Source organism: Pseudomonas sp. R151218B TE3479, from assembly GCF_053629195.1.
Genome location: NZ_JBRJHV010000001.1, coordinates 2,345,611 through 2,372,610 on the forward strand (window position 1 = coordinate 2,345,611; position 27,000 = coordinate 2,372,610).

The 27,000-nt window shown below is 62.1% G+C and carries 20 protein-coding genes, 2 tRNA genes and 1 pseudogene; 4 read left to right on the forward strand and 19 right to left on the reverse strand.

The genetic code is table 11. The annotated features are described in order from the left end of the window. Nucleotide 1: 1 nt before the first annotated feature. The 4 genes from AB7M32_RS10480 to AB7M32_RS10495 all read right to left on the reverse strand — a co-directional run bounded on the left by AB7M32_RS10480 (nucleotide 2) and on the right by AB7M32_RS10495 (nucleotide 4,472). Nucleotides 2-1,291 (reverse strand): virulence factor family protein, encoded by a 1,290-nt coding sequence (locus tag AB7M32_RS10480; protein ID WP_454249854.1) that lies wholly within the window; start codon nucleotides 1,289-1,291, stop codon nucleotides 2-4. Beyond that, nucleotides 1,291-3,933: a bifunctional lysylphosphatidylglycerol flippase/synthetase MprF gene (gene mprF, locus AB7M32_RS10485; protein ID WP_072410528.1), complete on the reverse strand. Its 2,643-nt coding sequence runs from the start codon at nucleotides 3,931-3,933 to the stop codon at nucleotides 1,291-1,293. The genes AB7M32_RS10480 and mprF overlap by 1 nt, the downstream gene beginning before the upstream one ends. Nucleotides 3,934-4,086: 153 nt before the next feature. Beyond that, nucleotides 4,087-4,163 (reverse strand) — tRNA-Met (locus AB7M32_RS10490). 232 nt (nucleotides 4,164-4,395) lie between these two features. After that, a tRNA-Met gene (locus tag AB7M32_RS10495) sits at nucleotides 4,396-4,472 on the reverse strand. Nucleotides 4,473-4,754: 282 nt separating this feature from the next. Between AB7M32_RS10495 and dinB the strand changes: the two genes are divergently transcribed. Continuing rightward, complete coding sequence (gene dinB, locus AB7M32_RS10500) at nucleotides 4,755-5,816, forward strand: DNA polymerase IV (protein ID WP_454249855.1); 1,062 nt, start codon at nucleotides 4,755-4,757, stop codon at nucleotides 5,814-5,816. A 183-nt stretch (nucleotides 5,817-5,999) separates the two neighbouring features. Here dinB and AB7M32_RS10505 read toward each other — a convergent pair whose 3' ends face one another. From AB7M32_RS10505 to AB7M32_RS10520, 4 genes are all read right to left on the reverse strand, one after another. Next, complete coding sequence (locus tag AB7M32_RS10505; protein WP_072409560.1) at nucleotides 6,000-6,953, reverse strand: hypothetical protein; 954 nt, start codon at nucleotides 6,951-6,953, stop codon at nucleotides 6,000-6,002. 17 nt (nucleotides 6,954-6,970) lie between these two features. After that, a complete protein-coding gene (locus AB7M32_RS10510) occupies nucleotides 6,971-8,686 on the reverse strand; it encodes a proline--tRNA ligase (protein WP_072409562.1) in 1,716 nt (571 codons plus the stop codon). A gap of 129 nt (nucleotides 8,687-8,815) precedes the next feature. Beyond that, nucleotides 8,816-10,375, reverse strand: coding sequence for an AmpG family muropeptide MFS transporter (locus AB7M32_RS10515; protein WP_072409564.1), 1,560 nt, complete (start codon nucleotides 10,373-10,375; stop codon nucleotides 8,816-8,818). Nucleotides 10,376-10,419: 44 nt separating this feature from the next. Beyond that, nucleotides 10,420-10,773: an MGMT family protein gene (locus tag AB7M32_RS10520; RefSeq protein WP_454249856.1), complete on the reverse strand. Its 354-nt coding sequence runs from the start codon at nucleotides 10,771-10,773 to the stop codon at nucleotides 10,420-10,422. A gap of 157 nt (nucleotides 10,774-10,930) precedes the next feature. Between AB7M32_RS10520 and AB7M32_RS10525 the strand changes: the two genes are divergently transcribed. Beyond that, the gene (locus AB7M32_RS10525) at nucleotides 10,931-11,938 is read left to right on the forward strand and encodes a DUF481 domain-containing protein (RefSeq protein ID WP_072409568.1); all 1,008 of its coding nucleotides are present in this window, start codon (nucleotides 10,931-10,933) and stop codon (nucleotides 11,936-11,938) included. A gap of 194 nt (nucleotides 11,939-12,132) precedes the next feature. Here the strand turns inward: AB7M32_RS10525 and AB7M32_RS10530 are convergent, their stop codons facing one another. Further along, nucleotides 12,133-12,342 carry a cold-shock protein gene (locus tag AB7M32_RS10530; protein ID WP_002554837.1) on the reverse strand — a complete coding sequence of 70 codons (210 nt, stop codon included), beginning with the start codon at nucleotides 12,340-12,342 and terminating at the stop codon, nucleotides 12,133-12,135. A 354-nt stretch (nucleotides 12,343-12,696) separates the two neighbouring features. Here AB7M32_RS10530 and dcd point away from each other — a divergent pair, with 354 nt between their 5' ends. Both dcd and AB7M32_RS10540 read left to right on the forward strand, forming a co-directional pair. Next, nucleotides 12,697-13,263: a dCTP deaminase gene (gene dcd, locus AB7M32_RS10535; RefSeq protein WP_003184751.1), complete on the forward strand. Its 567-nt coding sequence runs from the start codon at nucleotides 12,697-12,699 to the stop codon at nucleotides 13,261-13,263. Between the two features lie 103 nt (nucleotides 13,264-13,366). Continuing rightward, the gene (locus tag AB7M32_RS10540) at nucleotides 13,367-13,573 is read left to right on the forward strand and encodes a hypothetical protein (RefSeq protein WP_041022879.1); all 207 of its coding nucleotides are present in this window, start codon (nucleotides 13,367-13,369) and stop codon (nucleotides 13,571-13,573) included. 40 nt (nucleotides 13,574-13,613) lie between these two features. Here the strand turns inward: AB7M32_RS10540 and pdeM are convergent, their stop codons facing one another. The 10 genes and pseudogenes from pdeM to AB7M32_RS10590 form a co-directional block, all read right to left on the reverse strand. Continuing rightward, a complete protein-coding gene (pdeM, locus tag AB7M32_RS10545; protein WP_454249857.1) occupies nucleotides 13,614-14,270 on the reverse strand; it encodes a ligase-associated DNA damage response endonuclease PdeM in 657 nt (218 codons plus the stop codon). Continuing rightward, complete coding sequence (locus AB7M32_RS10550) at nucleotides 14,270-16,756, reverse strand: ligase-associated DNA damage response DEXH box helicase (RefSeq protein ID WP_454249858.1); 2,487 nt, start codon at nucleotides 16,754-16,756, stop codon at nucleotides 14,270-14,272. The genes pdeM and AB7M32_RS10550 overlap by 1 nt, the downstream gene beginning before the upstream one ends. Nucleotides 16,757-16,894: 138 nt before the next feature. Next, on the reverse strand, nucleotides 16,895-17,659 hold the full coding sequence (locus AB7M32_RS10555; protein ID WP_072409574.1) for an ABC transporter ATP-binding protein: 765 nt from the start codon (nucleotides 17,657-17,659) through the stop codon (nucleotides 16,895-16,897). A gap of 13 nt (nucleotides 17,660-17,672) precedes the next feature. Next, nucleotides 17,673-18,791 (reverse strand): succinylglutamate desuccinylase/aspartoacylase family protein, encoded by a 1,119-nt coding sequence (locus AB7M32_RS10560; RefSeq protein ID WP_072409576.1) that lies wholly within the window; start codon nucleotides 18,789-18,791, stop codon nucleotides 17,673-17,675. Between the two features lie 27 nt (nucleotides 18,792-18,818). Beyond that, a complete protein-coding gene (locus tag AB7M32_RS10565) occupies nucleotides 18,819-19,529 on the reverse strand; it encodes an ABC transporter permease (RefSeq protein ID WP_053118991.1) in 711 nt (236 codons plus the stop codon). Beyond that, nucleotides 19,526-20,254 (reverse strand): ABC transporter permease, encoded by a 729-nt coding sequence (locus tag AB7M32_RS10570; RefSeq protein WP_060743074.1) that lies wholly within the window; start codon nucleotides 20,252-20,254, stop codon nucleotides 19,526-19,528. Before AB7M32_RS10570 ends, AB7M32_RS10565 begins: the two co-directional genes overlap by 4 nt. Nucleotides 20,255-20,311: 57 nt before the next feature. Continuing rightward, nucleotides 20,312-21,094, reverse strand: coding sequence for a transporter substrate-binding domain-containing protein (locus tag AB7M32_RS10575; RefSeq protein WP_454249859.1), 783 nt, complete (start codon nucleotides 21,092-21,094; stop codon nucleotides 20,312-20,314). A gap of 360 nt (nucleotides 21,095-21,454) precedes the next feature. Further along, a pseudogene (locus tag AB7M32_RS10580) lies at nucleotides 21,455-23,144 on the reverse strand (ATP-dependent DNA ligase). After that, a complete protein-coding gene (locus tag AB7M32_RS10585; protein WP_192262280.1) occupies nucleotides 23,141-24,172 on the reverse strand; it encodes a ligase-associated DNA damage response exonuclease in 1,032 nt (343 codons plus the stop codon). The pseudogene AB7M32_RS10580 and the gene AB7M32_RS10585 overlap by 4 nt, the downstream one beginning before the upstream one ends. 211 nt (nucleotides 24,173-24,383) lie before the next feature. Continuing rightward, the gene (locus AB7M32_RS10590) at nucleotides 24,384-26,834 is read right to left on the reverse strand and encodes a penicillin acylase family protein (protein ID WP_454249860.1); all 2,451 of its coding nucleotides are present in this window, start codon (nucleotides 26,832-26,834) and stop codon (nucleotides 24,384-24,386) included. Between the last annotated feature and the right edge of the window lie 166 nt (nucleotides 26,835-27,000).

The following is a 27,000-nucleotide window of genomic DNA, read 5'->3' on the forward strand; positions in this document are numbered from 1 at the left end:
CTTACTGTTCGGCGGTCTTGTTCTGGCGCTTGTTGATCTCATCGATCAGGCGCTTGGCCAGGGCCGGGTAGTTCTCGTCGAAGTGATGGCCGCCGGGCAGCTTGATGGCTTCGCCAACGGCTGTCTTGTCGGTGCAGCCGCTTTCGTCGGCTTCTTCACCGCCGTAGATGCACACCACTTTCTCGGCTGGCAGCTTGGCCATCTCCGGGCCGGTGGCGGCTTCGGTGCCGGCGTTGCCGAGCCAGCCTTCGACTTCGATCTCGAAGCTGCCGGTGCGGGCGAAGGCCAGCAGGATGATCGCATCGACTCGTTGTTGTTCGGTGGCCGGCAGGCGGTTATAGATGGCCGGCAACACGTCGGCGCCGAAGGAGTAGCCGGTCAGGATGAAGCGCTTGGTACCCCAGATCTGCCGGTAGTGCTGCATCAGCTCGGTCAGGTCCGCCGCGCTCTGCTCCGGGCTCTTGTGTTGCCAGTAGTAGCGCAGGGTGTCGATGCCGACCACCGGGTAGCCGATCTTGGCCATTTCATCGGCCACGTCGCGGTCCAGGTCGCGCCAGCCGCCATCTCCGGAGAGAAACAGGGTGACGGTGTCCCGTGTCTGGCTGGCCGGGACTTCCACTACCGGGATGCTCAGGCCGCCCTTGGCCTTGTCAGTGCCCACCAGGATCTTGCGCAGTTCGTTGTTCAGCACTTGCGGCAGGTTGATGTCGTAGTCGCTGATGCTGGTCTCGGCATTCGATTGGTCGCGTACGAAACCGGCGCTGGTGTCGTCAGGGTTATCGTTCCAAGCCACCAGCCAATGGCCGTGGGTTGCCTTTTTAGGCAGCAGATGGGTGCAGCCGGGTTTTTCCAGGGCCAGGTCCACTGAAACGGCCTTGGCCTTGTCGTCCTTCTGTTCAGTCAGCCAACGCCAGGCCAGCACGGCGCCAGGGCCGATACCGCTGACCAGCGTGGCCGGGCCTTGGAGCTCTCTCAGGCCGGCCTGCAGGGCACGGCCTTGCAACATGCAGTCCTTGGGCAGGATCACCTGGACGATCTGCGCCGAGCCGCTGCGGCTGAGGGTCGTCAATTGCGTGTCGTTGAGTTTCTGGTCTTCATTGACTGCCACCAGCACCCGGGCACGTGCCTTGGTACCGGGAGTGACCCGGGTCAGCGCTGCGCCATCGGCGGGCGCCAGTTGTTCCAGGGTCGGTTGCGGGGCCGGGCGGTTCCAGTACCAGTAACCACCACCGAGAATCACCGCCAGCACCAGCAGGGCGGCCACTACGTATCGCCAGGAGCGTTGCATCATCAGCGTTTCACCAGTCCGGTCAGGCCGCCCGCAATCAGGGCGGCAGTATCGGCCAGCGCCACCAGCGGATCGAGTCCGGCGGGCACGGCCATGTAACGAGGTTCCCAGTCAGGCTGGAATTTGTCTTTAAAGCGGCGCAGCCCCTGGAAGTTATAGAGCTGTTCGCCACGGCGGAACACCATCGAGCCCAGGCGCTGGGTCAGCGGCGCACCGCGCCGCGGCTGCAGGCCCGACAGCGGGACCATGCCGAGGCTGAAGCGGGCGTAGTCATGGTTTTTATAATGCTGGATGAGGCCGACCATCATGAATTCCATGGTCAGTTTCGGCGCCTCGGGGTGGGCGCGCATCAGGTCGAGGCTGGCCAGTTCATGGCTGTGGGTTTCCAACAGGTTGGCGAACGCCACCGGCCGACCCTCGAAACGAATCACCGCGATGCGGAAATGCTTGAGGTAGTCATCGCTGAAACGCCCCAGGGAGAAACCTTTTTCCCGCACGTTCTTGCCAGTCAGCCAGGCATCGGAAATGACCTTGAGCTCATCCATCGGTGCCTGGCCCGGTTCGTGGATTTCCAGCGACAGGCCGTCACGGGTGCCGCGGTTCCAGGTGTAGCGCAGGTCCTTCATCTCTTTGCCCTTGGCTTCGAGATCGAAACGCTTGAGGTTGACCCGTGCTTCCTCGCCCAGCTTGATGGCCGTCAGGCCGATGTCCATGTAGTACGGCAGGTTTTCGGCGCGCACCTGATAGAACACCGGACGGGCATGGTGGATGTCGCACAGGTCGCGGAACTGCCAGATCATTTCGGCCCGTTGCTGGGTCGGACCGATCGGGTCATACAACGCCACCAGGCTGCGACCACGGCGGGCATACATCAGGAAGGCTTCGTCGTTGGGGTGGAACAGCAACGCCTTGTCACCGGTCAGGGCCAGGCCGCCATCGGGTTGCGAGGAGGTCATGAGAATCTTCTTGGCCCGCTCCAGCTCTTCGGCCGTCGGCAGATGGATCACCGGACGCGCGGTGCGCAGCAGCCAGGTCAGGGATACCACCACCAGCAGCACCGCGGCGCCCAGAAGCGAGCGCAGGCCGCGAGGGGCGTCGGCATCGAGGGTGAACTGCCACCACAGTTGATGGCTGTAGGGCACGTCCTGATAGGCAAACAGCAGCAGCCAGATCGACGCGCCGAGCACGCAAAGGCTGGCGATCAGGAACAGCGGGGAAAACGGCAGTTCAGTCAGGCGGCTCGGACGATAAAAGGAGCGCCGGAATACCGCCAGCAGGGCGGCCGTCAGGGTCAGTAGCGTGGCTTCTTCCCAGTCGAAGCCCTTGAGCAGCGAGAGCAGGGCGCCCACCAGCAGCAGAACCGTGGTCAGCATCCAGGCGGCCGACAGGCGACGGCGCAAGCCTTGGGCGAGCAACAGGCACAACACGCCCACCAGGCTGGCGCCGAAATGCGAAGCGTCCACCAGCCGATGGGGGATCAGGAAGCCGATGTGCTCCAGGCGGGTGTCGATTTCCGGTGTCACGCCGGAAAACAGCAGCACCACGCCGGAGAGAAACACCAGCACCGCCAGGATCGGCGCGGCGAAACCCGATGCCGCCCGCAGGCTCTGACGCGTCTGGAACAGCCGTTGCGCCTCGTTGATCAGCAGCAACACGCAGGCCACCAGCATCGGCAGCAGCACGTAGATCAAGCGATACAGCAACAGCGCGGCGGCCAGTGGTGCGGCGCCGAGTTTGTCGGCAAACGCGGCCAGCAGGATCGCCTCGAATACCCCGACTCCACCCGGTACATGGCTGAGCACGCCAGCGGCCAGGGCCAGCAGGTACACCAGCAGGAAAGCGCCGAACGGCGGTGCCTCGGGCAGCAACAGATACAACACGGTGGCGGCCGCGGCGACATCCAACGCGGTGATCACCAGTTGCAGGAAGGTCAGGCGTCGGCCCGGCATGCGCAGCGTGCGACGCCCGGCCTTTACCAGAAGGCTGTCCCGATGCGGCTGTTCCGGCAGGCGCCGGCGGTAAATGCCGATGGCCAATACGCTGGTGAGCAGCAGCACCGCCACGGAAATAGCCCCCAGCAAAGCGGCAGGCAAGTGCAGCGCGGCAGACGCGGCGGGCAGGTTGCTGAGTGTCGCCAGGGCTGCCAACGGCGGCAACGCGCAGCCCAGGGAAAGGCTGGCGAACAGCGTCATATGGGCGACATCCGATGCCCCCAGGCCATGGCGCGCATACAGGCGGTAGCGAACCGAACCGCCCGACAGCAGCGACAGGCCAATGGCATTACCGATGGCGAACGCGGTGAACCCGCCCAGGACCATGGTTTGTGGCGGCAGCGTCACACCGGCGTAACGGCTGGCGGACCATTCATAGCCCAAAAGAATGATGAAGCCGGCGACCGTTGCGGCGATCGCACCAAGCAGGGCGGGGCGGGGCACTTCAAGAATCGAGTCGTGCAAAGCGTATAGATCGAGCTCGCTCAGCAGATGGCGGCAGGCAATCAATGCAATCGCAAACAGCAGCAGCGTGACCGCGAGGCCAATGGGCTGGCGGTACTGGCTGATCCGATCCAGCCAGCGCAGTCGCTCGGCTTTGATCGGTTGTGTCGCAGTAACGGAGTCTTGCGGGTCAGACGAGTGGGCGCGCATCAATCACCTCTTGAGCTATGCGCGACAGGATGGGGGTATCCAGCCAAGTTACCAATCCCCGCGAAGGAAAATAATTACAAAATCTTTGTAATGTAGAGCTTTTTTCGCCAGACACAAAAAAGGCCACTCTTGCGAGTAGCCTTTCTTGATATTTGGTTGCGGGAGCCGGATTTGAACCGACGACCTTCGGGTTATGAGCCCGACGAGCTACCAGACTGCTCCATCCCGCGTCTGTGTGGCGGCATTCTACAGGCGAACGCCGGAGTGTCAACCGTTAAAAGACGCCAGGGTCAAATAAACGGCCGATCCATCCCTTGCCTTCCTAAATGCGCGGAATTAAAGGGAAATTGTCCTACAACTTGCAGGGCGCGGGGTGTCGCAGGCAGCGTGTCTCTGATCGTGTGGTCAAAAAACAAGCACGCACAAAAAAGGCCACTCTTTCGAGTAGCCTTCTTTGATGTTTGGTTGCGGGAGCCGGATTTGAACCGACGACCTTCGGGTTATGAGCCCGACGAGCTACCAGACTGCTCCATCCCGCGTCTGTGTGGCGGCATTCTACAGAGGATCGAGCCGCTGTCAACCCTTGCGTCACAAAAAACTGTTCCGCTTCAAGCGCTTAGCCTTGCGCGTGGGCATTGTGACAGCGCTGTGACGCAGGCCTGGCAAGGGCTCAAGCTCTATTGGAGGGGACGTTGCGATTGAAGAAGTAAATTTGTGTAGGTGTTTTCAGAGCCCGACGAAGGATCTTTCAAACTACTGGTGCTATATACAGGTGCCGGTGCGATACTGGTGGCCCGATTCGTCCCACACCCTGTTCTTCTATGACGCAACGTAAAATCATCCATGTCGACTGTGACTGTTTCTATGCCGCTATCGAGATGCGCGATGATCCGCGGCTGGCCGGCAAGCCCATGGCGGTGGGGGGCTCGGCGGATCGGCGGGGTGTGATCGCCACTTGTAACTACGAAGCGCGGGCCTACGGCGTGCGCTCGGCCATGTCTTCCGGCCACGCCTTGAAGCTCTGCCCGGACCTCACCATCGTCAAGCCACGGATGGAGGCCTATCGGGAAGCATCGAAGGAAATTCATACGATTTTCAGCGATTACACCGACCTGATCGAGCCGCTGTCCCTGGACGAGGCCTACCTGGATGTATCTGCCAGTGCCCATTTCGGCGGCAGTGCCACCCGCATCGCCCAGGACATTCGCCGACGTGTCTCCAACCAGCTGCACATCACTGTGTCCGCCGGCGTCGCGCCGAACAAGTTCCTGGCCAAGATCGCCAGTGACTGGAAAAAGCCCAACGGATTGTTTGTCATCACCCCGGACCAGGTCGAGGATTTTGTCTCGGCCCTGCCGGTCAGCAAGCTCCACGGTGTAGGCAAGGTCACCGCCGAGAAGCTGAACCGGCTCGGTATCGTCGATTGCCTGCAGTTGCGTCAGTGGGACAAGCTGGCGCTAGTGCGCGAATTCGGCAGTTTCGGTGAGCGGCTCTGGAGCCTGGCCCGTGGAATCGATGAACGTCTGGTGCACAACGATAGCCGACGGCAGTCCATCAGTGTGGAAAACACCTACGATGTCGACCTGCCCGACCTGGTGAGTTGTCTCGACAAACTGCCGGAACTGATGGAAACCCTCAGAGGGCGCATGGCGCGGATCGACAGCAGTTATCGACCGGGCAAGCCGTTCGTCAAAGTGAAGTTTCACGACTTTACCCAGACCACGTTGGAACAGGCCGGGGCAGGGCGGGACCTGGGCAGTTATCAGTTGCTGTTGACCCAGGCGTTCAACCGGGGCGGCAAGCCGGTGCGGTTATTGGGGATCGGGGTGCGGCTGGAAGATTTGCGGGGTGGGTTCGAGCAGTTGGAGTTGTTCGAGCGATGAGACTGCTTGGCTGAATGCCTTGTCTTGCTCTTGTGGCGAGGGAGCTTGCTCCCGCTGGGGCTGTAGGAGCTGCCGAAGGCTACGATCTTTTGATCTTTCGCTTGAGACTCAAGTGTCTGGGGAAAGATCGCAGCCTCACTTCGCTCGACAGCTCCTACAGGTTCAGTGGGAGCAAAGGGGATTTCAGTGAGCCCCCGGATCCGCCACCAACCGCCCGCCATCCTTGGTCAGGGCTTTCATGAATTCGGTCTGCAACTCCGGATCGTTGCGCGTCAGTTCGATCAGGCTCTGTTCCAGTTCGCTAGCCTCTTCTTCAAGTCCCAGCTCCGACAGGCGCTTGACCCGATGAACCCACTGGCTCACCTCGTCGTCTTCCAGATCGTCGTAGATCAGTGCGTGAGCTTCCAGCAGTTTGCTGCGCAAGGTGCTGCTGATGCTCAGGGATGAGTCGGTGTGCACTTCGTCCTGGGCATCCGTCACGCTGATCTGCAATTTGCCGAACTGGCTCAGGTCCTGTTCGGCGAACGGGCTTTCCAGCAGGTTCAAGCGCAGCACGCCGTTACGGTCAGTGCTCAGCTCGAAGGTCTGCCGGGCGGCCTTGACCTCCACCGGGCGTTCGCTCCAGGGCAGGCTCGAGTGTTCCGTGCGCTTGTCGCGCTGGACTTCGTCGATGCCCGCCAGATTCTGCTGGGCACGGCCATGGGAGGGGACGTTCATGAACGGGTTGAGCCCAGCGAAACCGTAGCTGATCCAGTCGCGGGTCGCCGTGTCTGGCAGGTTGCCGAGGGCGAACACATTGACCACGTTCGCACCGACACCGGCCACCACGGCCACCGCGCCCAGGGGGATCTCGTAGATCTCGCGCCAGGGTTGGTACGGCGTGTAGCGATCGTAATGGCGGGTGACCTCGAACTCAGTGACTTCGAAGGTCTTCTGCTCATTGATGCGCACCCGGCGCTGCGGCAGGTCGAGCACCTTCGGTTCGCCCACGTCGATTTGCAGGCTGTGGTCGAGCAGTTTGCGCTCGACCCGCTCTTCGTGCTCGCTGCGTTGTGACATTTGGTTGGCACAGCCGCTGACCAGCAGGGCGCCGCACAGGGCGGCGCCACCGAGGCCTAAGGTGTTTCGCTTGAACATGACGTCTCTATCTGGTGTCAGCGGCGGATACGGGCCTGGAGGAACGACAGCACGTCGGCGACCGGCAGCGCTTGCGGCTCGGCCTCGGTGCGGCTCTTGTATTCCAGGTTGCCTTCGGCCAGGCCACGGTCACTGACGACGATCCGGTGGGGGATGCCGATCAGTTCCATGTCCGCGAACTTGATGCCGGGGCTGGTTTTCTTGTCGCGGTCGTCCAGCAGCACTTCGAAGCCGGCGGCCGTCAGTTCGGCGTAGAGCTTATCGGTGGCTTCACGCACCAGGTCGGTTTCATAGCGCAGCGGCACCAGGGCCACCTGGAACGGCGCCAGTGTGTCGCTCCAGATGATGCCTTTCTCGTCGTTGTTCTGCTCGATGGCGGCTGCCACCACGCGGGAAACGCCGATGCCGTAGCAACCCATTTCCAGGGTGACCGGCTTGCCGTTCTCGCCCAGCACTTCGCACTTCATCGCCTTGCTGTACTTGTTGCCCAGCTGGAAGATGTGCCCGACCTCGATGCCCCGCTTGATTTCCAGGGTGCCCTTGCCATCGGGGCTCGGGTCGCCGGCCACGACATTGCGCAGGTCCGCGACGGTTGGAACCGGCAGGTCGCGTTCCCAGTTCACGCCGAAGTAGTGCTTGTCGTCGATGTTGGCACCGATGGCGAAGTCGCTCATCAATGCCACCGAACGGTCGATGATGATCGGCAGTGGCAGGTTCAACGGGCCGAGGGAGCCGGCGCCGGCGCCAATGGCGTCGCGCAGATCGGCTTCGGTGGCCATGACCAGCGGGCTGGCGACGCCTGGCTGGTTGGCGGCCTTGATTTCATTCAGTTCGTGGTCGCCACGGACGATCAGGGCAATCAGCTTGCCGGCTTCTTCCGCCCGCACGATCAGGGTCTTGATGGTGCGCTCTATCGGCAGGTTGTAGCCTTCCACCAACTGGGCAATGGTCTTGGCGTTCGGCGTGTCCACCAGGCGCAGCTCTTCGGTCGGCGCGGCGCGGGTAGTTTCCCGAGGCACGGCTTCGGCCTTCTCGATGTTCGCGGCGTAGTCGGAGCCGTTGCTGAAGACGATGTCGTCTTCGCCGGACTCGGCCAGTACGTGGAACTCGTGGGAACCGGCGCCACCGATGGAACCGTTGTCGGCTTCAACCGGACGGAATTTCAGGCCCAGGCGGGTGAACACGTTGCAATACGCCTGGTGCATGCGGTCGTAGGTGACCTGCAGCGAAGCCAGGTCGGCATGGAACGAGTAGGCGTCCTTCATGATGAATTCGCGACCGCGCATCAGGCCGAAGCGTGGACGGATCTCGTCACGGAACTTGGTCTGGATCTGGTACAGGTTGATGGGCAACTGCTTGTAGCTGCTCAACTCGTTGCGCATCAGGTCGGTGATCACTTCTTCGTGGGTCGGGCCTGCACAGAAGTCGCGACCGTGACGGTCTTTGATGCGCAGCAGCTCAGGGCCGTATTCTTCCCAGCGTCCCGATTCCTGCCACAGCTCGGCCGGTTGGGTGCCCGGCATCAATACTTCCAGGGCGCCAGCGGCGTCCATCTCTTCCCGAACGATGGCTTCCACCTTGCGCATGACGCGCAAACCCATCGGCAGCCAGGTGTACAGGCCGGAAGCGAGTTTGCGGATCATGCCGGCACGCAGCATCAACTGATGGCTGATCACGACGGCGTCGGAAGGCGTTTCTTTCTGTGTGGCGAGCAAATATTGACTGGTGCGCATGGTTGGCCGTTGTCGGTTGCTGATGACGAGAAGTGACGGAGCATTGTACGGGCGAGATGCCCTGGCGTACAGGCGCGTGGCCGGTCGCCAGGTGCGAACGCCGGTTTCCCCGGCGTTTGCTGAAGTTTCCTACGACTCTTCCGCGGGCCGGGTGGGCGCCGGTTCCTCGGTGGGTGTCGAATCCTGGCGACGGTTCTCCTGGAACCAGTGCAAGGCGATCAGCAGCAGGGTTGGCACGCCCAGCAGGGCGGTGATCAGGAAGAAATTGTGGTAACCGAACTTCTCCACCATCACCCCTGAGTAACCACCGATCAAGCGCGGCAGCAACAGCATGATCGAGCTGAGCAGGGCGTATTGGGTGGCGGAGAATTTCAGGTTGGTGAGGCTCGACAGGTAGGCGACGAACGCCGAAGTGGCCAGGCCGGAACTGAAGTTGTCCAGGGAGATGGTGACAATCAACATCTTCAGGTTGGCGCCCATGTCGGTCAGCATCAGGAAGAGGATGTTGGTGGCGGCCGAGGCGACACCGCCGATGAACAGGATGGGCAGGATGCCGAAACGTACGATCAGCAGGCCGCCCATGCCGGCACCGACGAGGGTCATGATCAGCCCGAAAATCTTGCTGACGCTGGCGATCTGGTCCTTGGTGAACCCTTGGTCGATGTAGAACACGTTGGCCATGACGCCCATGACCGTGTCGGACATCCGATAGGTTGCGATCAGCCCGAGCAGCAGCAGGGCCTGCCAGCGATAACGCAGGATAAAGTCGTTGATCGGCGTCAGAACCGGCGCCAGTCCGCGCCGACCCATGGCCGACAGGCACAGGGCGGTCAGGATGGTATAGAGGATGGCCCGCAGGAAGGCGCGGTCTTCGAGCAGCAGGTCGAGCAGGCTGACGCCCTCGAACAGCACGCTGGCGAAGTCGGTGTTGAACAGCTGGGTAAACATCGCCGGGACGGAGACCAGCAGCACGATCAGCACGAATACCGACGCCAACTGATGAACGAACGTGTAGCGTCCGGCCTGCAATTGGGTACGCAGCGGCACCGGCGGCTCGCGCATGAACAGCGAGGTGAGAAGCGCCGGGACCATCAGCACGCCGAACAACAGGTAAGTACCGGCCCATGCCGAGTGTTTGTAGTTGAAACCGGTGGAGCCAAAGCCTTCGGCGAAGAACAGGGCGCCGGCGGTGGCCAGTAGCGCGGCGATGCGGTAACCGGACATGTAGCTGGCGGCGAGGGCGGCCTGGCGGGTGTCGTCGGCGATTTCCAGGCGATAGGCGTCGACGGCGATGTCCTGTGTCGCGGAGGCGAAGGCTACGATCACGGCGATGGCGATCAACCATGACAGGTGTTTTTGTGGGTCACAGAAACCCATGCCGATCAGGCCGAGGATCACCAAAGCCTGGGAGAGCACCAGCCATGAGCGACGGCGCCCCAGTTTGCCCAGCAGCGGCAGGCGCCATTGGTCGAGCAGTGGTGACCAGACCCATTTAAAGGCGTATGCCAGACCGATCAGGCTCGCGTAGCCGATGGTTTCGCGGGCCACGCCGGCTTCGCGCAACCAGACTGAAAGCGTGGAAAACACCAGCATGTATGGCAAGCCGGCGGCGAAGCCAAGCAGCAACAGCACGAGCGTTGAGGGACTGGCATAGGCGGCGAGGGCGGCGCGCCAGGTTTTACGGGGCATGGGCTGGAGTCTGCCTCAAAAATTGCGAAAACAAAGCGCGCACTCTAACCGCTGTGCTCTACCGGGCGCCAGCCATGGCGCTGAATATCAACACGATTGTTCAGGACACTGATCCCTTCCAGGCGCAGGCGTGCGCGCTGTTCATCCCCTGAGGCGCTGCCCACCGGCAGGCTGATCCGACCACCGGCACCCAATACCCGATGCCAGGGCAGCTTGGTGTCGTTTGGCAGTTGGCTGAGGGTTCGCCCGACCCAGCGCGCCGCGCGCCCCAGGCCGGCCATTTCGGCGAGTTGGCCATAGGTGACGACTTTGCCCGCTGGCACTTGGGCCAGGGTCAGGTAAAGGGTCGTGCGGCGGATCTGGGCGGCGTTCTCGGTGTCCGCGGATCTGTCAGTCACGTAAAGGTTCCTGAATGAGGTGTCCGTCTGTAGATTAATTCCTACAGGACGGGTTGAGAAATGAACTCATCCGCCCTACACGGGTCAGTCCTTGCTGAGGTGTCATCCTGGGGGATAATGCCGCCTTTTCACTGAAAACTTGAGCCCATTATCGCTTATGTTGTCTAGAACCCTGTTGTGCCTAGCTGTTACCAGCGCCTCCATGCCCTTGCTTGCCGATACCGTCTGGTTGAAGAACGGTGACAAGCTGACCGGTAAAATCACCGTTTTCGATGGCGGCAAGTTGCTGATCCAGACTGATTACGCCGGCGCGGTTCCTATTGATTGGAAGCAGGTCAAGACCCTCGAAAGTGACCAGCAATTGCTGGTCAAGCAGGATGCCTACACCGGCGAGAAGGCCAAGGCGCTGCAGGCCGCCGAGGATGGCAAGGTCACCCTGGCCAACGGTGACGCGCCCAAGACCGTCGAGCTGGCCAGCATCCAGCAGATTCTCAAGCCCAAGCCGGTGGTCGAGGATTTGGTATGGAAGGGCAATATCGATGCCGCACTGGATTACAAGCGCGCGGAAAACGATACCGACGATTACGATGTCGACTTCAAGACCTCGGCGCGCCACGGCAGATGGCGGCATAACGCTGAAGGCGAATACAACCGTGAATTCCAGGACGACGTGGTGTCGACCGACAACTGGCGCCTGGAGTATTCCCTCGACCGGTTTTTCACTGATAAATGGTTTTGGCAAGGCCGCTTGAATTACAAGCGCGACAAGGTCGAAGACCTGGCGCGCCAGCGCGTCGTGGGTACCGGTCCGGGCTACCAGTTCTGGGATGACGAGCTGGGTGCGTTCTCCCTGGGCTCGCTGTTGAACCGCACCGACTACGAATACCGCGATGGCGGCAAGGACAACTTCTATTCTGTGGCCATGAAGTGGGACTACAACCGCTACCTGATTGGCAAGCGCGTCGAGTTCTTCACCAACGGCGAAGTGGGCAAGCCGCTGTCCGGTGTGGCGGAGTACGCCTATGACGCTGAGATGGGGCTGCGCTACAAGGTCACTGACTGGGCGTCACTCAACCTCAAGGCCGAGAAGGATGTCATTGAAGGAACTGAAGACAGTGACTTGAGCAGGACGCGGTACACGGCCGGGTTTGGCGTGACCTGGTAATTCGAGCTCACCCTCACACCTGTGGGAGCGAGCTTGCTCGCGATAGCGGTCTGTCAGCCAACGTTGTAGTTGCTGATCCACCGCTATCGCGAGCAAGCTCGCTCCCACAGTTTTTTTGTGCGCTGGGGAAAAACTGACAGGCACAAAAAAGCCCCGCTTTTGAGGGCGGGGCCTTTTACTAAAGCAAGTGCAAGTTAGATAACTTGAACTTCTTCAGCTTGCATGCCTTTCTGACCGCGGGTAGCGATGAAAGAAACCTGTTGGCCTTCTTTCAGGCTTTTGAAGCCGTCGGATTGGATAGCTTTGAAGTGAACGAACAGGTCGTCACCGGATTGTGGGGTGATGAAGCCGAAGCCTTTTTCATCGTTGAACCACTTAACGGTACCGGTTTGGCGATTAGACATGGTGTAACTCCTTGAACAAAGATAACTGCGACTCAGGAAGAACCCTGGCCGAGACTGAGTGCAAAGAGCAGGAAAAATTCTTGTAGATGGTTGGATCGAAATTCAACATATCGTGTAGAGATTCTCAGTGACACAAGCAACACAGTGGCGCCACCTTAACCCTTTTTCCAGAATGTGCCAATGGTCTTTGCGAAGGTTTCTCTTATTTGGTGACTGACGGCGCGGGCGATGGCCGGCAGGACCCGGAAATCAAGGTGGATCGGCGAGATTTGCGTGCTGCGCTTTGAACCCGGCCCCGTGCCCCGGTAAGATGCCGGACGTATTTTTTCCACCTCGCTATTTCAGGAAACCGCCATGAGCATCAAATCGGACAAGTGGATTCGCCGCATGGCGCAAGAGCACGGCATGATCGAGCCCTTCGTCGAGCGCCAGATGCGTGGCGAAGGCGCCGACCGGCTGATCTCCTTCGGTGTCTCCAGCTACGGCTACGACGTGCGTTGCGCCGACGAATTCAAGGTGTTCACCAACATCAATTCGGCCACCGTCGACCCGAAGAACTTCGACGAGAAGAGCTTCGTCGACGTCAAGAGCGACGTTTGCATCATCCCGCCGAACTCCTTCGCCCTGGCCCGCACCGTCGAATACTTCCGCATTCCGCGCAACGTGCTGACCATCTGCCTGGGCAAGAGCACCTACGCCCGTTGCGGCATCATCGTCAACGTCACGCCCCTGGAACCCGAGTGGGAAGGCCACGTGACCCTGGAATTCTCCAACACCACCACCCTGCCGGCGAAAATCTACGCCAACGAGGGTGTGGCGCAGATGCTGTTCCTTGAATCCGATGAAGAATGCGAAGTCTCCTACAAGGATCGTGGCGGCAAATACCAAGGCCAGCGCGGCGTGACGCTGCCGCGTACCTGAATCTGACGAGCTGTTTGGAATTCCTGAGCGGGCAGACACTCTATTGCGTGTACTGCCCGTTTTTGTGCGTCAGCGCAGCGGGCCTTCGCTCAGGAGTTGCTCTATGAAGATCGATCCGCGAATCAGTGCCGAGCTGGCAAGGCTTGAGCCCAACCAGATCGGCGTCATGGCCTGGTCACTGCTGGCACACCCTGCCGAAGCGGCAGGCGGCATCCCCGGCCAGCCCGATCCCGATACGCCCAATGAACAGCCTACCGAACCCGGCGAACCTACCCTGCCGGACGAGCCGCCTCCTGCGCCTGTTGCCTGATGAGACGCTGGCCCGCCAGGGGTAGCGCAGGCAGAGTGCTTCAGTTGACGGGCCATATTTCGTTATCGCCGATGACAAAAATCCTGCAATCGCTGTCTTGATCGACTCGATAACCGCCTGTGAACGCGCCGAAGGCCGGTAGCAGGCTGATTTCGCTGCCCAGCCGAAAGCAAGCCAGGCGCAGGCGTTGCCGGCCCTTGCCACTCAGGTGGTAGACCGGGTGCACGTGGCCGGCCAGTACATGGCGGCTGGGGTGGGGGGTAGGCTCGTGTTGCACGGCGAAAGGGCCCAGTAGCAACGGCTCCGATACGACGCGAATGTTCAGCGTTGGCGGTGGGTCGCCGGCGCGTTTGTCGTGGTTGCCACGAATCAGCGTCATGGCCAGGTGCGGATGTCGTTCACGCCAATCGGAAAGTGCCTTCAAGGTGCCGGGTGCGTGGGAGCCAGGACCGTGGAGAAAATCCCCGAGAAAGATCAACTGCCGACACGCCAGGCTGGCCAGTAATGCATCCAGCACCGCGATATTGCTAGCGGTGGTGCCGTGGGGCACCGGTTGCCCAAGGCGACGATAGGCGGCGGCCTTGCCGAAATGAACGTCGGCCACCATCAAGGTTTCCTGGGCGGGCCAATACAAGGCTTTTGCCGGGAGCAACCAGAGCGCTTCGCCGGCCAGGCTGACAGGATACGGCGCTGGCATCAGACGTCACCGCGATCGGCAGTCTTTTCCAGCTCGCTGACCATCCGCCGGATGCGGTCGGCGAGTTTTTCCGAGCTCATGCTTTCCCGGAACCGCTCCACCAGCAGCGGGAACCCGAGTGGGGTGGGGCGTTTGATCATGTGCAGGTCCAGCTTCAAGGTATTGAGGCGTTGCAAGGTCTGCTCCAGTCGACGGATATCCAATTCTTCACGCAAGACTTCCTCCCCGGCCTGGGCCAGCAACAGATTGTCGGCGTCGTATTGTTTGAACACCTGAAAGAACAACCCGCTGGAGGCCTGGACTTGCCGGGTGCTTTTCGGCGCACCGGGGTAGCCGGCGAAGACCAGCCCGGCGATCCGGGCGATTTCGCGAAAGCGCCTCAGGGCCAGTTCCCCGGCATTCAAGCTCGCGAGCACGTCGTTCAGCAGGTGATCGACGCTCAGCAGGCTCGGGGTCAGGTAGTGCGACCAATCCACTGCCGTGGCGCTGAGCAGTTCCAGGCCGTAGTCGTTGACCGCAATGGAAAACGTCAGCGGCTGTTGCCGACTGACGCGCCAGGCCAGCAGGCTGGCCAGACCCAGATGCACCTGGCGCCCGGCAAATGGGTACAGGAACAGATGCCAGCCTTCCCGGGACTTGAGGGCTTCGGCCAGCAAGGTATGTTGCGTAGGCAAACCGGACCAACGTTGCTGGGTCAACAGCAGAGGCTGCACGGCTTGCATCTCCGGGCCCTCGAAGCGGCCCGCGGCGGCTTCGCTCAACCGGGCCACGACAGCGGCCGCCAGTTCGCTGGAAAGCGGCATGCGCCCGCCGTTCCAGCGTGGCACAGCGGCCTTCTTGGCCTGGCTGCGTCGCACATAGGCGGTCATGTCTTCGACCCGGACCAATTCCAGCAGCCGCCCGGCGAACAGGAAACCGTCGCCGGGTCGCAGGCGAGCGATGAAGCCCTCCTCGACGCTGCCCAGGGTCTTGCCGCCGCCGCCCTTGCTCCAGAACTTCAATTGCAGACTGGCATCGCTGACGATGGTACCGATGCTCATGCGGTGACGCCGGGCCAGGCGGACGTCGGGCACGCGCCAGACCCCGTCTTCGTCCGGTTCGACCCGTCGGTAATCGGGGTAGGCGGTCAATGACAGGCCGCCGTGGCGTACAAAGGCCAGGGCCCAGGCCCATTCGGCCGGGTTGAGGTCGCGGTAGGCCCAGGCTCCCCGCACCTCCTCGAACAGTTCGTCGGGAACGAAGCCGCCGCCCAAGGCCATGCTCACCAGGTGCTGCACCAGGACATCCAGCGGCTTGTGCGGCGATTCGCGAGGTTCGATGCGCCGCTGGGCCACGGCGTCCTGGGCGGCGGCGGCCTCGATCAACTCCAGGCTGTGGGTCGGCACCAGTGTCACCCGTGAGGCCCGCCCCGGTGCGTGACCAGAGCGCCCGGCCCGTTGCATCAGCCGCGCCACCCCCTTGGCCGAGCCGATCTGCAGCACCCGTTCCACCGGCAGAAAGTCCACCCCCAGGTCCAGGCTGGAGGTGCAGACCACCGCTTTGAGCTGACCATCCTTCAAGGCTTGCTCCACCCAATCCCGGGTGTCACGCGACAGCGAGCTATGGTGCAGGGCGATCAGCCCGGCCCAATCGGGTCTCGCCTCAAGAAGCGCCTGATACCAGATTTCCGACTGTGCCCGGGTGTTGGTGAAGACCAGGCAGCTGCGGCTGGTGTCGATTTCAGTAACGACCTGGGGCAGCATTTTCAGGCCAATGTGCCCAGCCCACGGGAAACGTTCGAGGGCCGGGGGCAGCAGCGTGTCGACCTGCAGCGCCTTGCTGTTGGCCCCTTGGACGCTGATTCCGTTGCCTTGCGGGATTAGCACTTGCTCGGCGTGGGCTTGGTTACCGAGGGTTGCGGACACGCCCCAGACGATGAGTTCGGGATGCCAGTGCCGCAAGCGCGCCAAGGCCAGTTGCAACTGCACGCCACGCTTGTTGCCGAGCAATTCGTGCCATTCATCCACCACGACCATGCGCAGGGTTGAGACAGCGGCTTGCGCATCGGCCCGGGCGAGCATCAGGGTCAGGCTTTCCGGCGTGGTGATCAGCGCGGTGGGCAGGCGCCGGCCCTGGCGGGCGCGTTCGCTGGCGCTGGTGTCGCCCGTGCGCAGACCGACACTCCAGGGCACTTGCAGGTCTGCCAGGGGCGCTTCGAGGGCCTTGCCGGTGTCGGCCGCCAATGCGCGCATCGGCGTGATCCACAGGACGGTCAGCGGTTCGGCCGGCGGCTTGCGTTTGCGTGGTTTATCCGGCGGCGGTACCGGGCGGGCGAAACGGTTGAGGGCGGCAAACCACACGGCGTAGGTCTTGCCGGCACCGGTGCTGGCGTGCAACAGCCCGGACTCCCCCCGCTTGACCGCGGCCCATACCTGCTTCTGAAAGGCAAACGGCTTCCAGCCGCGGGCGCCGAACCACTGATTTGCGAAATTGTTGGATGTCGCCATGCCTGCCGCGTGCGCCCTGAAAGTCCTTCTTCAGTGACCACGGCGGGATGTGAAAGGTTTTAAAAACCCTGTGGCGAGGGGATAAATCCCCTCGCCACAAGAGCAGTACCTGGCTCCTCAATTCAGGTGTGCCGAGGTCTACTTCAGGTTGCCACTGAGAAACTGCTTGAGCCGTTCGCTCTTGGGGTTGCCCAGTACGTCTTCCGGCGCGCCTTCTTCTTCCACCAGGCCCTGGTGCAGGAACAGCACCTGGTTCGAGACTTTACGGGCGAAGCTCATTTCGTGGGTCACCATGATCATGGTCCGGCCCTCTTCGGCCAGGCCCTGGATCACCTTCAGCACTTCGCCCACCAGCTCCGGGTCCAGGGCCGAAGTGGGTTCGTCGAAGAGCATCACCTCTGGCTCCATCGCCAGCGCACGGGCAATGGCCACGCGCTGTTGCTGGCCGCCGGAGAGGAAAGCGGGGTACTGCTCGGCAACCCGTGCCGGCAGGCCGACCTTGTCGAGATAACGACGCGCACGGTCGTCGGCTTCCTGCTTGCTCACACCCAACACCCGGCGCGGCGCCATGGTGATGTTTTCCAGCACGGTCATGTGGCTCCACAGGTTGAAATGCTGGAACACCATGGCCAGGCGCGTGCGGATGCGTTGCAGTTCGTCGGCGTCGGCAACGTGCATGCCGTGGCGGTCCTTGATCATCTGGATCGGCTGGCCGTCCAGGGTCATGGCGCCGTCATTGGGTTGTTCCAGGAAGTTGATACAGCGCAGAAAGGTACTTTTGCCCGAGCCGCTGGCGCCGATCAGGCTGATGACGTCGCCGGTCTTGGCCTTGAGCGAAACGCCCTTGAGTACTTCATGTTCGCCATAGCTTTTATGCAGGCCTTCGATGGTCAGTTTGTACATGGAGCATGCATCCTCAAGGCGAAAGTAGGTAGCCGCTGCGGTAGGCCTCGGTGCCGGCGACATGGGCGATCACCATGCCGGCCGTGGCCATGCGGCGCAGCGAACGGGCGTACAGCAGCCCGGCGTTACGGCAATGAACGGGGGTGACGGTGTCGTTGACCGGGTCGATGACTTCCGCGATCAGTTGCCCCGCCTCCAGGTATTCGCCGGGCAGGGCGCTGTAGACCAGCAACCCGCCCACGGGCGTGGCCACCGGCTCGACCGCGGCCAGCGGCGTGGCCGGGTAGGGCAGTTCGGGCATGGGCATCGGTTCGCCGTCGATGGCGCCGAAGCGGATCAGGTATTCAATCAAGGCCTGGCAGTCGAGGCTCGCCAGACCATGGTTGACGTCACCCTGGCCACGCAACTCCACGGTCACCGAAAAACTGCCCAGGGGAATCTCGAAGCGTTCGCCGAAGCGTTCCTTGAGTTGCCACCAGAGCAGGGTGAAGCATTCGTCGAACGACTGGCCGCCCGAATCGGTCGCCAGCAGGCTGGCTTCGGCACCGATGTAGCGGGCCAGCGGCTCGACTTGCGGCCAGGCTTCGGGCGTAGTGTAGAGGTGAGCCACGGCTTCGAAGTCGCAATGCAGGTCCAGCACCATGTCGGCGTCGCAGGCCAGCCGTTGCAGGGCCAGGCGCAGGGATTGCAATTGCGTGCCTGGGGTCTGCCGGGCGAGGGCATCGCGCAGGCTGGTGCGGATCAGCATCAGGTTGTGCTGCGGATCGTCGGTGAGCAGGTCCTGGATTTCGTTGCCGATCTCTTCGCTCAGGTCGACGAAGCGGCGGTTGAAGTTCTGCCCGCTTTCGGTTTCGTAGCGACCCAGGGGCACGTCCATCAGCACTTGTTCGAGGCCGATGGGGTTGGCGACGGGCACCAGCACGATCTCGTGGCGCAGGTGACCCGACGCCTCGAGTTCGGCCAGGCGTTGCTTGAGGTGCCAGGCGACCAGCATGCCCGGCAGTTCATCGGCGTGCAGGGACGACTGGATATAGATTTTTCCGACGGCCTTTTCCGGGCCGAAGTGGAAGCTGTGGATCTTGCGTGCAGTCCCCGGTACCGGGGCCAGCAGGTCATGGATCTGGTGGCGCATGTGCGTGTGTGTCCTGGAACAAAAGCCCTAGTGGGTCGGCCCGAGGAAGGCCAGCCATCGGCGTTCGGCGAGGCGGAAGAGGCCTACCAGCGCAAAGGTGACGGTCAAGTAGATCAACGCGGCGATCCCGAACGACTGGAACGTCAGGAACGTCGCCGAGTTGGCATCCCGGGCGACTTTCAGCACGTCTGGAACGGTAGCGGTGAACGCCACGGTCGTCGAGTGCAGCATCAAGATGACTTCGTTGCTGTAGTACGGTAGCGAGCGGCGCAGTGCCGACGGCATGATCACGTAGGCGTACAGTTTCCAACCGGTCAGGCCGTAGGCCTTGGCCGCTTCCACTTCGCCATGGTTCATGCTGCGAATCGCCCCGGCGAAAATTTCCGTGGTGTAGGCGCAGGTGTTCAAGGCAAAGGCCAGGATCGTGCAGTTCATCGCGTCGCGAAAGAAACTGTCGAGCATGGGCTGGGCGCGCACCGCCTCGATGCTGTAGATGCCGGTGTAGCAGATCAGCAACTGGATATAGAGCGGCGTGCCACGGAACAGGTAGGTGTAGAACTGCACGGGCCAGCGTACGTAGAACTTGGGCGAAACCCGGGCGATGGACAGCGGGATCGACACCACGAAGCCGATCAGCAACGAGGCACTGAGCAGCCACAGGGTCATGGCCAGGCCAGTGATGTTGACACCGTCGCTGTAGAGGAATGGCCGCCAGTATTCTTGCAGGAGTTCGATCATCGCACCGCCTCCCGGGCTCCGGCGGCGTAGCGGCGTTCAAGCCAGCGCAGGATGAAATTGGACGCGCTGGTGATCAGCAGATAAATCAGCGCCGCCAGCACCAGGAAGTAGAACAGCTGGTAGGTGCTCTTGCCCGCATCCTGGGCCGCCTTGACCAGGTCGGCCAGGCCGATGATCGACACCAGCGCGGTGGCCTTGAGCATCACCATCCAGTTGTTGCCGATACCCGGCAGGGCGAAACGCATCATTTGCGGGAACACCACGAAGCGAAAGCGTTGGCCACGCTTGAGGCCATAGGCCGTGGCGGCTTCGACCTGGCCCCGGGGGACCGCGAGGATCGCGCCGCGAAAGGTTTCGGTGAAGTACGCGCCATAGATGAAGCCCAGGGTGATCACCCCGGCGCCGAATGGGTCGATCTCGATGTATTCCCATTCCATGAAGTCGGTGAACGAGGTCAGCCAGGTTTGCAGGCTGTAGAAAATCAGCAGCATCAGCACCAGGTCTGGCACACCGCGGATCAGCGTGGTGTAGAGCTGGGCAGGGATTCGCAGCAGTTTGACGCGGGACAGTTTGGCACTGGCGCCCAGCAGGCCGAGCAAGACGCTCAACAACAAGGACAGGGCTGACAGCTTGATGGTCATCCAGGTGCCTTGCATCAGCAGCGGGCCGAAGCCCTGCAGGCTGAAGGCGGAGAGCCCCAGATTTTGTAGGAGTTGTTCGAACATGAAAGAGGCCTTTGGCAGAAAAAAAGCGCCCACCCGAGACCGGATGGGCGCCGCGCATTATTTGCCGCTGTACAGATTCAGATCGCCAAAGTGTTTTTTCTGGATCTCGGCGTACTTGCCGTCGTCGTGTAACGCTTTGATACCTTTATCCAAAAGGGCCTTCAGCTCACTGTTACCTTTCTTGATACCGATGGCGGTCTTAGAGGGCAGCAGTTCGCTGTCCACCGGCTTGCTGATTTCATAGCCTTCGCCTTTTGGCGACTTCAGGAAGCCCAGCTCCGCCTGGAGCATGTCCTGGATCGCGGCGTCGAGGCGGCCGGAGGTCAGGTCGGCATAAACCTGGTCCTGGTTCTGGTAGGCCTGGGTCTTGACGCCGGCCTTGTCCAGCACGGCCTTGGCGTAGGCTTCCTGGATGGTGCCTTGTTCGTAGCCGACGGTCTTGCCTTTGAGCGAGGCAACGTCTTCGCTCAGGCCCGAGCCCTTCTTGAAGACATAGGCCGTTGGGCCGGAGAACAGCTCGCTGGAGAAGTCGATGACTTTTTCCCGCGCCGGGGTCACGGTCATGGAGGAGATCACACCGTCGAATTTATTGGCCTTGAGGCCCGGGATCATGCCGTCGAAATCGCTTTCGACCCATTTGCATTTGACCTTCAGCTCTGCGCAGATCGCATTGCCCAGGTCGATGTCGAAACCAACCAGGCTGCCATCGGCGGCCTTGGACTCGAACGGGGCGTAGGAAGGGTCGACACCAAAACGCAGTTCCTTGTATTCCTTGGCTGTGGCGACGCCAGCGGCCATGCACAACGCCAGTGCAGAAAGGGTCAGCAGTGCTTTTTTCATTATTGAGTCCCTAAAACCAATTTGAGCGCTTGTGGCGCGTAAGATTGTTACCGGTGAAGGTCTGAACGGTATGACGGCATAAAGGTAGCAATTTCCGAACCATAGTGCCGAACAAGTGTTTTAAAAGCACGGGCGGCAGGAGACGGAACGCAATGGTGCGCGAGGATGAGCGTACATCAAAAAGCGCACCGGGATGGAGCGCTCTTCGGTGGCGAGGGAGCTTGCTCCCGCCGGGGCGCGAAGCGGCCCCCTGCGGTGTGTCAGTCAGAACCAGGGGGGCCGCTTCGCAGCCCAGCGGGAGCAAGCTCCCTCGCCACATGTGTTTGGGCAAACTTGACGATCCCGTACATGCAGAGGGTGCTACTTCAACAGATCCTGCAGCGTCGCCAACGTGTCGGCTTCATCGACGCGCTTGTCCTGGCGCCAGCGCAACATCCGTGGAAACCGCACGGCGATCCCGCTCTTGTGGCGCTTGGACAGGGCGATGCCTTCGAAGCCCAGTTCAAACACCAGGGTGGGGGTGACGCTGCTCACCGGGCCGAACTTCTCAACGGTGGTCTTGCGCACGATGCTGTCGACCTGACGCATTTCTGCATCGGTCAGCCCTGAATAGGCCTTGGCGAATGGCACCAGGGTGCGCTCGCGACTGTCTGGCGGGTTGTCCCACACGGCGAAGGTGTAGTCGCTGTAGAGGCTGGCGCGTCGGCCGTGGCCGCGCTGGGCGTAGATCAGCACCGCGTCGACGCTGAACGGGTCTATCTTCCATTTCCACCACACGCCCATGTCCTTGGTGGCGTCCGACGCCGTACAGCGCGTTGCGGGCCTTGAGCATCATGCCCTCGACACCGAGGCTGCGAGAGGCTTCGCGCTGCCGGGCGAGGTCGAGCCAGTCCTGCCCGGTGACGATCGGCGAGGGCAACAGCACCGGGCTGTGGATACGGGCGATCAGTGCTTCCAATTGTTCGCGGCGCTCGGCCTGGGGGCGGCTGCGCCAATCCTCGCCTTGCCACTCCAACAGGTCGTAGGCCATCACCGCCACGGGGGCGTCGTCGAGGATTTTCTTGCCCAGGGTCTTGCGACCGATGCGCTGTTGCAACAGGGCGAAGGGTTGTACCGCCGGCTGCAACGGTGCCTCTGGGTCGAAGGCGTCTTCGGTGACCGACTGAGGGGCTTTCCAGACCACAATTTCTCCGTCGATCACCGTGCCGTCAGGCAACGCCTGGGCCAGTGAATGCAATTCCGGAAATCGCTCAGTGACCAATTCCTCGCCTCGCGACCAGACCCACAAATGGCCGTCGCGCTTGATCACCTGGGACCGGATGCCGTCCCACTTCCATTCCACCTGCCAGTCGCTGGCCGGCCCCAGCAGCGCGTCGAATTGCTCCACTGGCGCAGACAACGCATGGGCCAGGAAAAACGGATAAGGCTGGCCGCCGCGCTGGGCATGTTCATCGTCGGACTCGGCCGCGATCAGTTTGAGGTAGCTGGCGGCCGTGGGACGATGGGACAGGTCGGTGTAGCCCACCAGGCGTTGGGCCACCCGTTTGCTGTCCAGCCCGGCCATGGCCGCCAGGGCCCGGGTCACCAGCAGTTTGGATACGCCCACCCGGAAACTGCCGGTGATGAGTTTGATGCAAAGCATCAGGCTCGGCCGGTCGAGCTGCGCCCACAGCGCCGGAAGCCGTTCAGCCAGGACGTCGGGCGACTCACCGCGCAACGGCAGCAGTTTCTCTTCGATCCACAGCGCCAGGCCTTCATCGGAGCTGTGGGGCGATTCGGGTAATACCAGCGAAATGGTTTCGGCCAGGTCGCCCACGGCCTGATAACTTTCTTCGAACAGCCAGATCGACAACCCGGATACCTGGACCGCCAACTCCCGCAGGATTTTTACCGGCACCAGTTGCCGTGGACGCCCGCCGGAAAGGAAATACACGGCCCAGGCCGCGTCCTGGGGCGGGGCTTTGCTGAAATAGTCCTGCATGGCGGTGAGCTTGGCATTGCTGGAGGTGGTGGCGTCCAGTTCGGCGTACAACTCGGCGAAGGCTTTCATGGCGCTTCCTCACCGCTGTCGGTGGCCGTAGCGAGGTCTTCTTCGTCGTCGCCGTATTCGGTAGTGAACCCCTGGGCATCGAGGCCTTGCTCGCACAAGTGGCGCACCAGTACGGCGACGGACCCATGGGTGACCATCACCCGTTCGGCGCCGGTCTGCTCAATGGCCCAGAGCAGGCCAGGCCAGTCGGCGTGGTCGGACAGCACGAAACCCCGGTCCACGCCGCGCCGCCGACGCGTACCGCGCAGGCGCATCCAGCCGCTGGCGAAGGCGTCGCTGTAGTCGCCGAAGCGGCGCATCCAGCTGCTGCCTCCGGCAGAGGGTGGGGCGATGACCAGGGCCTGGCCCATGATCGGGTCGTTCTTCTTGATATCGCCGGCATAGATCGTTGGCGGGAGATGAACCCCGGCCTCGCGGTAGACCCGATTTAGCGGTTCCACCGCCCCATGGGCCAGGATCGGGCCGAGGCTCTCATCGATGCCGTGGAGAATCCGCTGGGCCTTGCCGAAGGAATAGCAGAACAACACGCTGGCCCGGCCGACGGCGATGTTCCCGCGCCACCACTGATTGATCTCGTCGAAAATCTGCACCTGGGGTTGCCAGCGGTAGATCGGCAGGCCGAAGGTCGATTCGGTGATAAAGGTATGGCATTTCACCGGCTCGAACGGGGTGCAGGTGCCGTCAGGCTCGACTTTGTAATCCCCCGACGCCACCCAGACCTCGCCTTGATATTCCAGCCGCACCTGGGCCGAGCCCAGCACATGGCCGGCGGGATGAAAGCTCAAGGTCACGCCATGGTGCGACAGGCGTTCGCCGTAGGGCAGGGTTTGCAGGTTGATATCCTGGCCCAGGCGTGACCGCAGGATGCCTTCGCCGGGTGCCGCTGCCAGGTAGTGTTGGTTGCCGCTGCGGGCATGGTCGCCGTGGGCGTGGGTGATGACCGAGCGTTCCACTGCCCGCCACGGGTCGATGTAGAAATCCCCGGGCGGGCAGTACAGGCCTTCGGGGCGGGCAATGACAAGATCCATGCAATCACCGGAGCGATGGGCTTGTCAGGTAGAGGCGCAGGCGAGGGGGGAAGTTCTATCGGATTTAGTGGGGGATGGACTGACGCCATCGCGAGCAAGCTCGCTCCCACATTGGCTTTGTGTCGAATCGCAATACGGATTCAACACCGGCCCCTGTGGGAGCGAGCTTGCTCGCGATCGGGTGCGCAGCGCCCGCAAAAAAGGGCTGCAGTTACTTGCCAGGCACCAACGTCAACCGCGTCTTGCCATACGCCCGATCGAAGTTCTGCGATTGCAACGGCAGGCTCTGGTACTGCCCCTTGATCCACGGATCGATGCCATTGGAATAGTGCGGGCTGACCGGGTTGCCGGACTGGCCGGCGCCGTCCTGGATCATTAACGGTTCGGGCTGGCCGAAGTCAACGATAAAGCGCATGGCCGGCGCCAGGGTGGTGGTGAAATCCTGACCCCAGGCGAACGCCGCCGTGTTGAGCGTGGTGGCGTCGCCACCGGCCGGCAGTGGGCCGCGTACGATCTGGCCGGTGCTGTTCTTCCAGGCGTAGCGATGCAATTGGCCCCATTGCCAGGCCTTGTGGTCACCGCCCAACTGGCTGTCACCGGCGTTGATGGTGGCGGCCAGGCTGCGGGCGAGGATAACGGCCTTGTCTTCTTTTTGAGGGGTGCGCACATCGTCCCAGAACGGGCTGTCTTCACGCCCCAGCAGATGATCGGCCTGGGCCGAGTAGGACAATTGGCCGTTGGCGACCAGCGCCTGCCACGCTGGGCTGCTGTCCGGGCCCAGCTCGTCGAGGAAAATCTGCTTCATGCTTTCCTGCAGGAACAGCTCATAGATCGCCGCGTCGGCGGAGGTCGGGCTGAGCCGGCCATCGAATGCCATCAAGCGGGTATAGGCCTCGCGAGCCTTGGCCCGGTCAGCCACTGGCAGGGCTTCGATGGCCTGTTTGAGCGGCTGGGCCATGCCTGGGGCTTCGAAGACTCGCTTGAGCTTGGCCGCGAACGTCGTGCTCTGGTCGTATTGCATGGCGGTCAGGCTGCGGGTGTCGTGCTTGCCTGCGCCGGCCAGCTCGGCCATGCGTTCGCCACGCTCCGGCGAAGCCCAGGAATTGGACAGTTGCATGCCGTAGCCATGGGGAATGACCCGTTGGTTGGCCGTGCCGAGCCAGCCTTGGGCCGGGTCTTGATCGTAGGGGTGCAGCATCGGGTCGGCGTAACCGTCCCAATCGTAGCGACCGTCCCAGCCCGGCGACGGCAACAGACCCTCGCCTTCACGACGGTTCGGGTAGCGACCGGTGACTTGCCAACCGATATGGCTGGCGTCGGCAAAGACCAGGTTTACGGCCATGGCGCGGATTTCCCGGCTGGCGTCGGAAGCTTTCTCGACGTTCTGCGCCCGGGACAGGTCGAAGAAGGCGTCCAGGGTCTTGTCGTCGCGGAAGCTCGGCATCTGCAAGGCCAGGCCAAAGCCGTTGGCCATGGTCGGGCCTTGGGCGCTGTTGAGCAACGGGCCGTGGCGGGTTTCGAACACCGCTTCACGAATCGGCCGCTGGCCTTTGACGAAGTAGGTTTCGTTGCGCACGATCGCCGGTTGCCATTTGCCGTTGACCTCGTAGGACAGGCCATTGCCCTGGCGGCGGATTTTTTCCAGGAACAGGTCCTGGTTGTCCCCCAGCACGCTGGTCATGCTCCAGGCCACTTTGCCGTTGAACCCGGCCAGGATCATCGGGATGCCCGCCACGGAAATCCCGGCCGCCTGGTACTTGGGCGCGCGGATCTGTACCGGGCTCCACAGCCCTGGCATGCCCAGCGGCCCGTGGCTGTCGCTGGCCAGCAGGCTCTTGCCGCTGCGGCTGCGTTGTGGCGCGATGGCCCAGTTGCTTGAAGACGCAGCACTCAACAGGTTCAGCCCGGCCAACTGGTGGGTGGCCTTGCTGATTTCGTTCAGGCCCGGGATCTGGCCATTGAGGCGCAGGCCCTGGAGCTTGTCGGCCTCGGCCACGGGCAGTTGCTCGTCCGGATAGGACGGGCTCAGCCAGGCGAGTTTGTCGTTGGTGACGGTCTGGACCAGCACCAGGTTGGCGATTTCTTCCGGCAGGTTGGCTGACTGGCTGAAGTTCAGCAGGCAGAACATCAGCGCCGAATCTTCCGGTTTCCAGTATTCCGGTTTGTAACCGGTGGCGGCCAGGTCCGACGGCAACTTGTCGCGGTAGCGGAACAGGTAGGCATTTACGCCACGGGCATAGACTTCGAAGAAACGCTTGAGCCGCGGCGAAGACGCTTTGTACAGCTCGTCGGCGTTTTTCTTCAGGTTGACGGCGCGCATGTAGCGGTCGACCTCCAGCCGTTCGGCGCCGGACATCTCTGCCAACCGCCCCTGGGCCAGCAGGCGCAGGGTCACCATCTGGGTGATGCGGTCGCTGGCATGGACGTAGCCGAGGGTGAACAAGGCGTCATGGAAGCTGTTGCTTTCGATCAGCGGCATGCCCGTGGCGTTGCGGCGGACCGAGACGTTCTGCGCCAGCCCCTTGAGCGGTTGCACACCGGACGTGGGCGGGACCGTGTCCTGGGCATTCCAGGTCTGGCATCCGCTCAAACCGAGCACACTGGCCACTGCGGCGGCAACGCCGAGCCGGGGGATGAAGGAAATAAAGGCTGGCGAGGCCATGGCAAAGCTCCTGCGGGAGGGGGTGGCACCAATAAAGGCGCTACGTTAGTGAGCAGGCGGGGGCCGCGCAAGCGGGGGCGAGGGTTATTTGTTGATTTGGCGATGAAAGCCCGGGACCGGGTCATCGCTTTTGCCCGAAGGCTTGCCTGTTGGAAGAGGTGATGCT